This window comes from Paenibacillus sp. sgz302191 (assembly GCF_057749925.1).
Genome location: NZ_JBYLHY010000020.1, coordinates 47,825 through 62,176, shown reverse-complemented (window position 1 = coordinate 62,176; position 14,352 = coordinate 47,825). Strand labels below are relative to the sequence as shown.

Below are 14,352 nucleotides of genomic sequence, written 5' to 3'. Positions count from 1 at the left end.
TCCTTCACTAGTTGTCTATAGAAAGCGGTTTTGATATTGCAGTTCCGCTATTTTTTATTTCAATTTTTGCTTTAATATCGATTTGAGTATTAGCGAAACGCTCTTCCCAATTCCTCTTCCATCGTTTCCATAAGGCTGGGTCTTTACGATATATTTGGTCCCCTAATCCAATTAGGTCTAATTTCTTTTGTTTCATTCGGTTCAAAGTTTTTCTTAAAGATTGTTCAACTGCCCGAGCCGCAGCCGCGGCAAATTTTTTTTCATCTTCCGGAGTTTTTAACTTCATGCACCTCATTTCTCCAATAGCTCCCGAGAAATAAACGAATATTTGAAGTTTGACTGCTTCCCCTTCAATTTGTGGAGTTAGTTTGGAATAGAAGGATAATACTTCCAGGGAACTATCGCTTGCATCGCTCGAATCGCTTTGAGTTTCGCACGGCACGCGGATAATTCCTCCCTTGTACTTATTGTGTAACATTTGTATCATTTGCGAATCTTGAGGAGAAACGACCCCCTCCCATTTTCCTTTTTTTAAAACTGCCATTCCGGCAGCTACCAGATCCTCTCCTTTGTTTCCGCCTTTAGTGATGTAAGGAACTAACGAAATCCCCGTCTGGCTGCGAAGACCGACGAAAAGATCAAGTAAAGAAGTGTTAGTCGTTTTGTAATTGTGCCGATCGGAATATTTTGAAATTTGCAACAACTGTTGACTTACTGTTTTTTCGATTAAAGGCTTCATTTTCAAATATTGCGATGCTTTCCCGTGGGCAATAAAAAATGAAGAACTAAGTCTAGCCTCATGATCCCGATAAAAGAAATCCAAAACCTCGCCGATAGGATGTATTTGTACTAACTGATCTTCTACAATGATAGCTCTCAAATGGCTCCATTGTCCTTTGCGTCCTATATGAAGGATAATATCCCGAATCCCGTCAAACATCGTTTCACCCTTTGTTTGCACATTGATATAGGAAATATCTCCGCTTTGCTTTCCTTGTGAACCGCCGGAATGTACCGGTTTGTATATTTGCACCGTAAGATCAACCATTCCTTTATCGGCTTTGTCGATGGCAAGTCCTAAGATAAAGGACCGATCCGTAAGTTCTGTCTTATCCCAGCAACCCGGCAGCAATAGAACGCATACCATCAGACAGCCGACAAATGCGATTTTTCGCATAATAGGCCTTCTTTCAAAAAAACTGTCTTTTATTTTTCAGATCCGAATATCTTCTTGCTGCGCGGTGAACGCAGCAAAATTTTAAACGGGGCACGAATGAATGCATCCAATAATTGCTTCGGTTGAAGAGGTGCTACAGGGGTTAGATATGGCTGCCCAAGGGATCTGAGACTCGTTAAATGCAGCAAGATCCAGAGAAAACCTATCATCAGACCGAATCCGCCCAGGAATGTGCTTAAAATCATGAGCGGAATCTTTATAATTCTTAAAGCGGTAGCCATGTTGTATTGAGGAATGGCAAAAGAAGCAATTCCGGTTAATGCAACGACCACGACCATCGTCGGAGAGGCAATACCTGCAGATATGGCTGCTTCACCAATAACGAGAGCGCCAACAATACTTATCGTGGCGCCAATCTGTCTTGGCAATCGCGCTCCGGCTTCCCGAAGAAGTTCAAAGAAAAATTCCATGATGGCGGCTTCATAAAACGCAGGGAAAGGAATTCCCTCACGCGCATTCATGATGGCAAGTAAAAGAACAGTAGGAATTAATTCCGGATGAAAAGTCGTTAAAGCAATATATATGCTGGGCAAACTTAAAGCAATAAAAAATGCAAATATCCTCATTAAGCGAATTAGGGAGGCAATTATACTTCTTTGGTAAAAGTCTTCCGAGGATTGATACATTTCTGTAAATAGTCCCGGACATATTAAAATCGAACCTGTGCCTTCGACGAGCACGATGATTTTACCGTCCAACATAGCTGCAGTAGCGGTATCCGGCCGTTCTGTATAGCGGTATTGAGGGAATGGAGAATAAGTCGAATCCTCAATCCCCTCTTCAATAAAAGAGGTCTCAAGAACATTAACTTGCTTTAGTCTGGAAATCCGCTCTTTTAACTCAGCTAAGACTTCCAAATTAACTGTATTTATCAAATAAGCGATATTGATTTCAGTTTTGGTTTCTACCCCAAGCGTAAACTTTTCTAATTTAAAATTAGGAGTTTTTAACCGCTGCCGTAACATACCGATATTCTTTTGCAAATTTTCAACTGTACTCTCGCGCGGACCATGAACTACGGATTCTGCAACCGGTTCGCTCACTTGCCTAGTTATTAGTGAAGCAACTTTGTAAGACAAAGCTTGATCCCAACCATTAAAGAAGATAACAAGATGCCCTGTAACAATATCATCAATTGCTTCTTTTAGATCGTTTACAAGCTTGGCAGATTGCGAGGAAATACCGTGGTTGCTGAAAAAGCGAATTACATCTTCAGGTGTGACAGAACTTGCAGGGCCTACTTCGTGGGGAACAAGGTCCTGAAGTGATGCTTTCATATAATTTAATGTTTTATGTTCGAATAACGACTCGAAATAAACGGAAAATGCTGTGTGTCGGAGCTCCGGTCCAAAGTGCCACTGAAAAACAGATAAATCATCGCAGGATTCAAAACTCGTTTCGAGCCACTTTAAATTAGATTCCAATACGGGTGAAATCGGTTGTATATCCATTTCTGAACGGGTACCGGCAAAGTTCGTTTGGTTCATGCGGTTAACCTCCGGAAGTAAGAACTATGCTACAATTATTTCCAACTCAAATAAGATTTATTTATGCTTTTTCGAAATTCAGGATAAAATTAAGTTCGTCCCCGTGACTAACCAACCTTATGACAGTACGCGGTGTGTCGTGTCAGAATCCGGACGAATCCGGAAATGGAAAAATCCGCAAAAGACTTAAACGGATTTAAGTCTTTCGCGGACCGAGAAGTGTTCATACCCATTTGCAAAATAAAAGCTCATGTCATACCGGTAACTGCGTCATATTTCCTTATTAAACTATAGTTTCCCCGCGAGTTTTCTGCGTTGTAGATTCCTTGTATTGTTACTCTCTCCCGCCGAGTACTCCGTGCCGAATAAGAACATTCTTCACATTCTCACTACCCATTGCTTGATCCGGAAGTTTACTCCCTGCTTCTATGAGGCTCTCCGCAACTGCGGCATAATCCCCTTTGGGAGCTTGAATATGAAGTGATCCCCAGATACAGCTATTCATTGGAATCCCTCCGAATTCATTCAGGATGTCCATAGAAGCACCGCGTTCAATTAGCAGTAGGACGATTTCGTAGTCTCCTTGTGCTGCGGCACAATGAAGGGCTGTCATCGAACGGGCGTTGCTCCATGCATCCACATGAAAACCAACATCCAACATGAGTCGCACTGCATCTGCTTTATGCTTCCATGCTGCATCCGTAATTACACTCTGCTCTTCCGGCTCCAGGGATCGGACAATATCTGCATGTTCCCTTAACATGCTATGGACGGTTTCTGTATCTGCCCGCATACAGGCAAACAGGAATTTCTGCTTAACTGAACTGTACGACAGCATTAACTCCGTAATGGCTTCATAACCCAGGCGAGCCGCAAGAAAGATCGGCCTCACAGCTGCGCCTATTTGGTACGCATATATATGCCCACCGACGGAGGTAAAGTTCCCTTTCCCCACCTGGGCCTGAAGGGCATTCGGATCCTCCTTCAGAATTTTGCGGACGAGTTCGATATCCCCCAGCTTACAAGCCATGAAGATATCCGTCTGAGCGCCGCGTTCAATTAAATGTCTGCATTTGTCCGGGTTATTGACAGCATACTGAGCCGGTGTACTGTTGTGGTCGATATCCCGCTTATCAATCTCAGCCCCGTGATCCAGTAGGAAATCGATGATCTCAGGCAAAATGGCATAATGCAGAGGAACCTGGCCATCCGGGCCGCGTTGATTGACAACTTCCGGATCCTCCTCTACCATCTTTTGCAGGATATCCAGCATTCCCAATGCAGCCGCAGCATGCGGATCGACATGAGCTCCCCGCTCAATAAGATAACGGGATAAATCGTGATGATCATGATGCAGAACACCAAATCCTCCCGCCCACCAGTTGCTTTTGGCATTGATGTCAGCCCCGTACTGCAATAATACATCCACCATCTCACGGTTTCCTCTATTTGCAGAAATCACAATCGCCGGCGTATCGAAAACAAACCATGGTTCGTCGATCTGTGTGACAAGCGATGGATGGTTTTGCAATAGACGCCTTAAAGCTTCAGTGTCGTTATTATCAACTGCCTGTTTGAATTGTTCGATGACCATGTTATTCTCCCTCCTTATACCTCAATAAAATGATGGCTTTGCCCAATCCGTATTCGGTTCGCTTACACCTAGACTGATTTTAACATATTTATCACTTTTTTCTTCAATAATATCGATGATTAATTGAGTTACCGCTTGACGTGTAACCTGTGCACCCTTAAATAATTCTCCTTTTTGCGTGAGCATATAATTCGTATTACCCTCTTGGTTGTAAAGCCATGTAAGGCGTAAAAGTGTATAATCTAGATTTGAATTTTCAAGCAACCGTGCGGATTCAGTCTGAGAACGCATTCTACTGCCTCCACCAATCATTTTCTTATTCCATTGGCCAAAAGCTCCAGGCACTTCATCATAAATACCCAAAACGGAAGCAGCGATTACCCTTTTCACTCCAGCAAAATTCATTGCATCAATAATGGTTTTCGTGGATTTTTCATCGCCCATGTCATTAATATAAACGAGGTCGATATCTTGCATAGCCTTGATCAGTTTATCTTTGTCTTTAAAATCACCGTCAAAAATAGTTTCTCGACGATCATCAGTGATAGTTAACCGCTTATGGCCATTTTTTGCATAAAGAATGATGAGATTGTCCGTGTTATTGAGCAATTTATTTGTTAACATACGAGCTATTTGGCCTGCTGCACCTAAAATCAAAATTTTCATAATATCATTCCTCTTTATTAATTAATGCTACATAAATATCAAAATCTGTTTTCCCGTCAGCCTGCATTTCCCTTCAATAACGAACCGACACGGCCGGTAGATACGAACGCGATGCCCGCCGCGATCACGACCGAAACAGCACTGATCCAAGTGATCGATAGGATGGACAAGCTGCCAACGGTAATTCCCCCAATGCCGGCTCCTGCAGCAAAACCCAGTTGTACAAAAGAACTGTTCAGACTAAGGACGATACCGGAAGCTTCCGGAGCAAGCGAGACCAAGTTAAAGTTCTGGGTTGGCCCAAATACCCAGCAAGCGATCTCCCAGATCATGAGTAATAGAATCGTCATTACGACGGAACCGGAGCCGAAGCCGGAAACAGAGGATAGCACGACTAAGGCAAGGATTTGGATAGCCATTGATCCGAAGATCGTGCGGGGTATGCCGATCCGATCTGCCAAGAAGCCGCCAAGTCTGGAGCCGATCAAGCTCCCGACGCCTAATGCCAAGAGAATACCGCTCATATGCCGTTCCATCGTCGGCATGGCGGCGGACAGAAACGGAGTGATATACGTATCGACTATCGAAAAGCCGATAAATACGAAGAACGTTATGCCAAGGGTGAGTGTGATCCTCGGCTGCTTCAAGAAAGCAAGCCGCTTGCCCAATGAGACGGACGCTTCGCCTTCCAAGGCAGGGATCGACCGTACGATGGCAGCAAAAGCCAGCAGGCTCAAAACGCCGATGGCCCAGAAGATCGTCTTCCAATCATAGACCGCAGAGACCATGCGACCGATGGGAACGCCGAATACGAGAGAGGAGCTAAAGCCCATAGCGACAGTGGACATTGCTCCCCCCTGGCGGCCGGGAGAAGCCAGCTTGGACGCTATAGAATAAGCCGTGACGACGAAGACGCCGGTTCCGACTCCAAGCACAATGCGGGAAGCCATCAGAAAGCCGAAGCCCGAAAGGGCCAGCATGGAGACGATACCAAGCAAGATGAGGGAGAGAGCCAGGAGCAGTTGATTGCGTTGATTCATCTTTGCCGCCGCCAGCACGACAAAGGGTGCACCAAGCGCGTTGCCAAGCGCGAATACTGTTATGAGCTGCCCGGCTGTCGATATCGATACACCGACGGAAGCGGCAATTTTGTCCAACATACCAACGATGCCAAATTGTGAAGTGCCAACTAAGAAACAGATCAAAGCAAGCATATAGATTTTCCAAGTATTATTCATGTTATCCTAACCACCTAAATTCCATGTAGTCTTTAAAGAGAGAGATGGACCACTGTTTGCAGTGGCCCTTCAATCAAATATCAAGTTTGCGGGTACCGATCCTTTTCACAATTTCAGGGTCATTATGTGAAAAGAATAAGCTCTTGTTCGTATCCAATGCAGCAATCGTCTCCATATCCTCTTGCTTTAATTCAAAATCAAAGATATTGAAGTTTTCGATCATTCTGTCTTTCCGAACAGACTTTGGAATCACAACGACTTCTCTTTGTGCCAACCAGCGTAAAATCACTTGTGCGACGGATTTATTATACTTTTCGGCGATTGATACCAAAACTTCATTATTGAACATGTTATTTCTTCCTTCACCAAAAGGCGCCCAAGACTCGATCTGCACATTGTTTTCTTTCATGAATGTTGCACTTTCTATTTGCTGGCAAAAAGGATTCGTTTCAACTTGGTTTACTGCCGGAATTACTTCATTATGGATAATCAAATCGATCAGACGGTCCATTTGGAAATTGCTAACTCCAATAGACCGGACCTTTCCCTCTCGATACAGCTCCTCCATCGCACGCCAAGAGCCATAAACATCGCCAAACGGCTGATGAATTAAATATAGATCCAAATAATCCAATTGCAATCTTCTCAGTGATTTTTCAAATGCTTTCTTTGTGGGCTCATACCCAGTGTCTTGAACCCAGAGTTTTGTCGTAATGAACAATTCATCTCTTGAAACGCCGCTTCGTTGGATTGCTCTGCCCACCGCTTCTTCATTTAAATAAGATGCAGCCGTATCAATCAGACGATAACCCGCCGTTATGGCATTATAAACGCTTTGTTCACATTCATTTGCATCTGGAATCTGATAAACCCCAAAGCCGAGTATGGGCATCTTAACACCATTGTTCAAAGTCACAGTTTGCATGACAAAATCCTCCTGTCAATATTTATCGTTATTTTCCTGCTCTTTTTGCAAAATCTGAACCTGCCGGGTACCAATGGCCGCAACCACGCCCATGACCTTATTATGAAACATCCGACAAAAAACAGTTATCTCATTTGTCGCAAATGTTTGCCTAATTCTATCATTTCCATAGAGATCTTAAACAAAGCCCATTGACCAATAAAGTCAATGGGCTTGTTATTGTACGATCTTGGCTGCTTGTTAACCTGCCAGGAGTCCGCACGACGGAGCTTCTCTTACAACAGCTCGAAATCCACTTCTTGCAGATCCCGCGAATTGGAACCGATATACAGTTTGAAGCCGCCCGGTTCCGCTTCGTGCCTCAAATCCGCCGTCCAGAAAGCAAGATCGGAGACTGTGACGGTAAAGCTGACTTCCCGGCTTTCGCCGGCGGCCAGCACCGCCTTGCGAAACCCTTTCAGTTCCTTCACCGGACGCACGACGCTGCCGTGCTTAGAAACAGACTGCCGCGTCGGTCTGTTTTATTATTCGGGGGAGCATCACAATTCTCGGGCGGTTTGTCGGTAGCGGTTTTGCCGAATCGCCAGTACCGCAAAACAGCCCAAGAAAGTGATGCCTGCAACAAGGTACGGAAGGGACAAGGATAGGTCGTACAATGCTCCGGCAGCCGTCGAACCTGCAATCGTCCCGAGACTCGTGAAAGTGGAGTTCAATCCTGCAACATAACCTTGATCGTTGCCGGCCGATTTGGACAAATACGCGCTGGCCGCCGGCCGAAGAAGATCGCAAGCGGCGAAAATAATAATGGTAACGAGCAAGACCGCCCAATAACGATGGGCCAACAAAATGGCCAGAATCGACACGCCTGCCAAAGCGAGGCTTATATATATCACTTTGATTTCGCCAACCTTTTTCACGAGAACGTCCAACAGACCAATCTGAATGACGACTCCGACAATGGCGCCAATCGTCATGATCAAGGCGATATCCCGCGGACCGAATTGATGCTCGGCATCCAAATACAGGCCAAAAACCGTCTCAAAGTTCGAAAGGCCAAACCCGAGAATGAGCAGCACAAGAAGCGCAAAAAAGTAAGGCGCTTTTCTGGAGTTTATCAATTGATAGATCAGGCTTTGTTTGGCAGCGGTGCCGGCTGCCGGATATGCGGTGCCGGTATTCGCCATTTTCAAGGATTCAGGCAGCACCAGTAAGGTTAACACCGCCGAAAATGCAACGACGATAGCGGCTGTATAGAACGGCACGCGTATACCGTATTCCGCCAGGAATCCTCCTAACCCCGGGCCGATAATGAATCCTGTCGACATCGCCGCGGATACAAAGCCCATTCCTTTGGCCCGTTCATCCTCCGTGGTGACGTCGGCCGTAAAGGCCATAATACCCGGAAAAATAAAGGCAACTCCAATTCCGCTTAGCAGCCTGGAGATGAATAACAGGTAAAGGGAAGAAGCAAACCCAAATATGGCCTCGGAAATGGCAAGCAAAGCAAGACCGGCGACGATGACCTTTTTCCTGCCGACAGTATCGCAAAGTCTTCCTGCCAGAGGGGAAAATAGCAACTGCGTAACCGCGAAAGCGGCTGTCAATAAACCTACCGCAGCTCCGGTTAATCCCAACTCTTTCATCAACGTGGGCATAACGGGAACCACAAGCCCGTATGCCGCCATCGCAAGGAAAAGATTGGCCATCAATAAGGTGAGCGCTCCATTGTTTTTCAATAACAAAGACATATCGTTTTCTCTCCTCTGTCAAACTTATATATAGTAATATAGAACGAATGTTCAGTATAAATCAAGTTTTTCGGGGAAAGAGGTTTTCAACAAAACTTCATTCGAAAAAAATAAGAGTTAGATTTAAAAAGTCCGTGCCATAAGGCACGGACTCACATCAATTAAATTCAAACGAAACTGATGCCGGGTACCCAGCTGCCGCCGCAAACCGGACCGGACCGATGAGTCCGCTTGGTTCCTGCTGTGCAAACGATGACAAGAAGTCGCGCTGATCTTTCACTAACGTATTCGTAACTTCAATGACAAGCTTGTTTTTGCCCTTTTTTATCAGACCGTTGATTTCCAAGCTGTAAGGTGGACATATGCGTACCCCCGCTTGTTCGTCATTTAACCATACTTCTGCCGTTTCATAGACCTCACCCAAATCTAACAGAGCTTGTCTCGCGGATTCGTTCCACTCAAATTCCGTTTCATAACGAAAAGTACCGGTAAATCGCGGTAAATAATCAGGCCCGCTCATATTCGCCAATGCCGTCAGTTTTCCCCATTCCTTGAAATGAGGATAATGTTCGGCATCAGCGGTGGAAACAGTCCATTCGCCTTTAAGCTCAAGATCCGCCCCAACAGCATGTCTTGGAAGGGCGGCATAACCTTCAAGATCAGATCCATGGAGCAGAATGATGGATTCATACGGATGAAGGACAAGCTGAACCGCCGTTGTGCCGTTCTCCCTTTCTGCATGTAAACTGATCAACTGATTCCGGAAGGCATCGTAAGCAAATACATCACCTTGGATGGGCAAAACAATCTTCGTATGAATGGTTTGATTCGGGTGTTCGTTAAAGAACATAAAAACATCCAAATTTTGCTGAAGATAGTGATAGTTCCGAAGATACGGTTCGTATTGGCCGGCTCTAATCTCGTAATGTTCGTCTGCAATAAGGTCTTGCGCCAGCTTTTCTAAAGCTGCAAGCTTCACATTCCGGTGATCGGCCAGACAAGACAGTTCGGCAGAAACATCACTGCCCTCGCTCGATCGTAAAGGCAGCCCGTCAATAAAGCGAACGGCTAGTCCTTGTTCGGCAAACTCGGCCAAGTTCCGAATCATCGCCGCCGGAAGCGCTTCTGCATAGGGGACGATCAGGCACTCGTAATCCTCGTGATGTACGTACAGTTTGCTGTCTTGCACGCTCGCCGCTTCCAAAAGAACGTCGACAGGAAGAACGTCGCAGTCGATCTGATGCTGCATCAATTCCTTCACAGGCTTATGAAAATACATCGATGCTCCGGACCATTCGGCTTCAGCATGATAAACGACGGCTGCGGTCGCCACGTGTCTTCCGCCTGTAATCAGGTGACTAATCCGATTCATATATCGATTTAAGTGCTTATAATATCGGTACTGCGGATTTTTCCCGCTCGCATACATATGCGGCGGGCAATCCGGATCCGGAAAAGCTTTTTGAGTAAAGGCATGCGGGACAAAATAGTTAACGCCTCGAACGAGCATATGATCTGTGAGCCACTTCATCAGCTTCAGGCCCTCCGTCCAGCCATATGCCCCATACAATTCACACATCGTACGGCCTTGTTTTTTCGGATCCATGTGTCCAAGCGACACGCCAAGCTTAGCGAGGCCATAGTGGAAGAATTCACTATCCGTTTCCCCCGAAACGCAGCGGAAACTCAATTCATCGAAGCCAGGGACGATCTGCCACAGCACCACATCGAGGCCTGACATATCTTGTCCCCATAGCGCGCGAAAAAAGTGTCCGGCGCCGGATCCGAGCCTTGCATGAACGTTGTTGTCTTCGAGTACATGTCCGATGTATTCTACCCCGTGGGCTCTACACCATACTCCGATTTGGCTGCAGAAGTTTTCGGCGTAGAGCTTACTGACGATATTCATATAATGGTACCGTACAATATTCGACTGTTCTCCTGCATCGTGCCAGAGGAGATGCAGCAGCTTCCGATAGTCGGGCCCCAAAGCTTCCTCCAGCAGGGCCGGCATTTCCCGGCTCCAGGGGAGCGGTACTCCCTGCTTTCCAGGCTTCGAATTGAAATCAAACGTTTTCTCATCATTGTAAAATCCGGGTTCATCTGAAAAGAAGCCAACAAATGTCTTTCCGAAATCCGCTTTATACCGATCGTAAAAAGCCTCGTATACCGTGTCGAGCAAAATGCGAACTGAATCCCGGTCCAGCGGGTTCAAATAATCTGCCTGCTCCTTGCTTCCGCCATCCTTATTTTCTGAAATAATAAATACACGCCAATACCCTTCAGGGATATCCCAGTAAAGGATACCATCTTGTACAAGTTCTGTTATGTCAACCGTGTCACCGGTTAATGATCCGTTAGATGGATTGCGACGGACCGCGACAACTGAAATCAGCTTATTTTTACCGCTCGCGTTTTGGCTGTGCGAGATGGTCGGCCGAAGCCCACGCATCAGCAAAGTATCCAGAAGCAGAGATGTTCCTTGGGCAGGACCGACGGTATCGATATACCGTTCACCCAAAAACATGCGATGAAGCTCTTCCGGAGCCTCTTTCACCTTGCCTGCCGCATGACCCGTCGGAAAATGGTCGTCATCGAGCATCCATACCTTCATGCCGCGCTTTCGAGCTTCATCCATAATGATGTCCATGTCCTTCCACCATTTCGGTCCGAGAAAATCCGGATGCGGCCGCGCCTCCACGCAAACGGCCCCGATTCCGGATTCATGAACACGGGCAATCTCTTCCCGAATCACCTCCTCTTCCTCACCATGCTGCCAGAGAAAAGGAAGGATATAATTATGCTCTTGACCCTCAAGCACTTCCCTAAGACGATTGCTCATAATAGCCCCCTGCTTCAACTTAGTTTCAACCATCCGATGTTCGCAGCTTGGATGGAAATATCCGCCCGCCTTCAAATCGAAGCCGGGCGGATACAATTATTTTTTCACTTTTGCATACCATTCTCTGGCACGCTTCGTAACCTCTTCACCACCCGATTTGTTCCACTTGTCTACGAATTCATCAAATTTGCTGATCGGGTATTGCCCGAGGATAATCTTGGTGGCGTATTCCACGTACAGCGTACGATTGTTAATGTCCGGGAAGCCGTCGTACACACTGGCCGGCATACCGTCGCCGGCAATGATCTTGACATACTTCTGGGCTTCCTGCATATTTCGGTTAACCTGATTAATCGCCCACATTCTGTCTTCTGAAGCTGTACTCTTGTTTAGATTGATCATGAAATCAAGGGTAGATATTTTTGCATATGGATCAAGAATCAGGTTCTCTTGTGTACTCTTGTCATCCGGAAGTCTAGCTGGCTTGCCGTCCTTCATCGCATAGTGCATTCCTTCCACGCCAAGGTACAGAGGGATCCAATTCTTCTTATCGTACATGTTGTTCAGCAGCTTCAAGGTAGCCATCAACTTCTTCTGATCCTTGTTACTCTTGACCACCCAGGCCGGAGGGGTAAATCTCTTCCAAGTGTAGAAGCCCTTATAGCCCGCGACTTCCGGTATGGGGAGTACCGAGAATTCAGCCTTTACACCAGTGTTCTTATATAGATTTTCTAAAGGCAAATAGCCGCTTTCCACCCAATGGAAATAGTTTCCTGCCTTATTCGACTCAATCTTGCCATCCCACTTGGCCTTGTCGTTGAGGAGCGTTTCCTTATCCAATAACCCGTCCTTATACAGCTTGGCGATGAACTCCAAGGCGGCTTTCATATTCGGTGTAACCGCAGAATAAGTCAGTTTGCCGTCGTACAGGTCCCAATCCGGATACCCTTCGAACATGGCCACTCCGTACATGGCGAACAGATGATCCATCCAACGCGCCTCCTGACGGCCACCCGTCGGAAGCTCATCCTTCTGGCCGTTGCCGTTAGGATCTTTGTCCCGGAACGCCTCCAGCACCTTCACGTATTCGTCTTGGGTTTTCGGCATCGACAGGCCCAATTTGTCAAGCCAATCCTTGCGGATCATGCCGGCGTATCTCCCGTAGTCCACCACACCGGGGATATAATAAATTCTCCCCTGACCGGTAGGATCGTTGGCTTTGACCACATCCCACATTTCTTTCGGAATGGCTTCCCATAAATTCGGTGCATACTTGGGCAGCAGCTCAGTCAGGTCGGCAATTGCGCCGTTTTTAGCCAAGCTGTCTTCGATGCCCTGCTGGGGTAAGAACAGGTCCGGCATTTCGTTAGCGGCGATCTTCAGGTTCAATTGATTCAGGTAGTTGGTGCCTCCGTTCCATTCCACATAGGGATGGATGACGCCGACGCCCAGTTTTTCCTTATACAATTCATACAGCTTGCTGCCTTTGGTGATCGGTTTATAGCCGATGTTAGTGCCCCATACTTCAATATCGACTATTTCATCTGCATTGGAGGCCTGGTTCTGGGCAGAAGTTGAAGAACCTTCGGAAGAGTTCGTGTTTCCGCTGCAGCCGGTGACAGCAGTAATCGCAAGGACACCTGCCGCTACTAATAACCCCATCTTTTTGAAATTCATATGGTATTCCCCCTCTGAATCGTAATGATATGTTTAAGGCTGCTTGCCCATAAACCGGAAAGGGTCGTTTACCCTTTTACGGAGCCGATCATGGCTCCTTTGACAAAATATTTCTGCAAGAAAGGATACACCAAAATGATCGGGATGATCGCAAAAATAACTGTCGCTGCCCTTAGAGTCCGCTCATTATAGTTAAGATCAGCCTTTGAAACGGCACCCGCCATAATCACGTTATCGTCGGTAATGAACTGTCGAATCTTGATCTGCAGCGGAAACCAGTCCGGATCTTGCAGAAAAAAGAGCGGATGCTGGAACTGATTCCACAGCATTACACCGTAGAATAAAGCAAGTGTCGCCAATACTGCTTTGGACAGCGGAAGCACGAATTGGAACAGCATCCGGAAATATCCGCAGCCCTCAATGAAGGCGGCTTCCTCCAATTCCTTGGAAAATTGTTTGAAAAAGGTTCTCATGATAATCAGATTGAACGGATTCAGGATATGCGGTATGACCAGGACCAGCGGATTGTTATAAAGGCCGATGCCGCGAACCGTTAGGAAGTAAGGCACGATAGGCGCCTTGAAGATCATCGCAATCACGACGCCGACCATAATGACAGGTCCCCAGCGAAACTCCGGCTTTGACAGCGGGTACGCAAGCAGCGCGGTCACTAGCAGGGCCAAAACCGTGCCAATCACCGTCGAGCTCAAGGTCAAGAAGAACGATTTCCACAGGTCGGGACGGTCGATCATATGTCCCCAGGAGTCTAACGTAAATTGCTTCGGCCATATCGTTACCAGGTTCATATCCACGGCACTTTTGGAGCTAAGCGAGGTGGAGATCACGGACAGGAGCGGTACGAGCGCTATGACGGACAACAGTATGAGAAAGACCGTAATTGTCGTTACGAATACTTTTTCTCCTCTCGATTCAAACAT

The 14,352-nt window shown here is 46.5% G+C and carries 11 protein-coding genes; all 11 read right to left on the bottom strand.

Going from position 1 to position 14,352, the window contains the following annotated elements:
• Positions 1-7 precede the first annotated feature (7 nt).
• Positions 8-1,177: a Ger(x)C family spore germination protein gene (locus AC3G2T_RS24935; protein ID WP_488437277.1), complete on the bottom strand. Its 1,170-nt coding sequence runs from the start codon at positions 1,175-1,177 to the stop codon at positions 8-10.
• A gap of 29 nt (positions 1,178-1,206) precedes the next feature.
• Positions 1,207-2,724 carry a spore germination protein gene (locus AC3G2T_RS24930; RefSeq protein ID WP_488437276.1) on the bottom strand — a complete coding sequence of 506 codons (1,518 nt, stop codon included), beginning with the start codon at positions 2,722-2,724 and terminating at the stop codon, positions 1,207-1,209.
• 334 nt (positions 2,725-3,058) lie between these two features.
• Positions 3,059-4,318 (bottom strand): ankyrin repeat domain-containing protein, encoded by a 1,260-nt coding sequence (locus tag AC3G2T_RS24925; RefSeq protein WP_488437275.1) that lies wholly within the window; start codon positions 4,316-4,318, stop codon positions 3,059-3,061.
• 21 nt (positions 4,319-4,339) lie between these two features.
• Entirely contained in the window at positions 4,340-4,984 is a 645-nt protein-coding gene (locus tag AC3G2T_RS24920; protein WP_488437274.1) for an NAD(P)H-binding protein, read from the bottom strand.
• Positions 4,985-5,040: 56 nt separating this feature from the next.
• The gene (locus tag AC3G2T_RS24915; protein WP_488437273.1) at positions 5,041-6,222 is read right to left on the bottom strand and encodes an MFS transporter; all 1,182 of its coding nucleotides are present in this window, start codon (positions 6,220-6,222) and stop codon (positions 5,041-5,043) included.
• Positions 6,223-6,295: 73 nt separating this feature from the next.
• Entirely contained in the window at positions 6,296-7,147 is an 852-nt protein-coding gene (locus AC3G2T_RS24910) for an aldo/keto reductase (RefSeq protein ID WP_488437272.1), read from the bottom strand.
• A 275-nt stretch (positions 7,148-7,422) separates the two neighbouring features.
• Positions 7,423-7,626, bottom strand: coding sequence for a fibronectin type III-like domain-contianing protein (locus AC3G2T_RS24905; RefSeq protein WP_474679250.1), 204 nt, complete (start codon positions 7,624-7,626; stop codon positions 7,423-7,425).
• Between the two features lie 60 nt (positions 7,627-7,686).
• Entirely contained in the window at positions 7,687-8,895 is a 1,209-nt protein-coding gene (locus tag AC3G2T_RS24900; protein WP_488437271.1) for an MFS transporter, read from the bottom strand.
• Between the two features lie 157 nt (positions 8,896-9,052).
• Positions 9,053-11,737, bottom strand: coding sequence for a glycosylhydrolase-like jelly roll fold domain-containing protein (locus AC3G2T_RS24895; RefSeq protein ID WP_488437270.1), 2,685 nt, complete (start codon positions 11,735-11,737; stop codon positions 9,053-9,055).
• Positions 11,738-11,833: 96 nt separating this feature from the next.
• Positions 11,834-13,414 (bottom strand): type 2 periplasmic-binding domain-containing protein, encoded by a 1,581-nt coding sequence (locus AC3G2T_RS24890; protein ID WP_488437269.1) that lies wholly within the window; start codon positions 13,412-13,414, stop codon positions 11,834-11,836.
• A gap of 68 nt (positions 13,415-13,482) precedes the next feature.
• Positions 13,483-14,352, bottom strand: coding sequence for a carbohydrate ABC transporter permease (locus AC3G2T_RS24885; protein ID WP_488437268.1), 870 nt, complete (start codon positions 14,350-14,352; stop codon positions 13,483-13,485).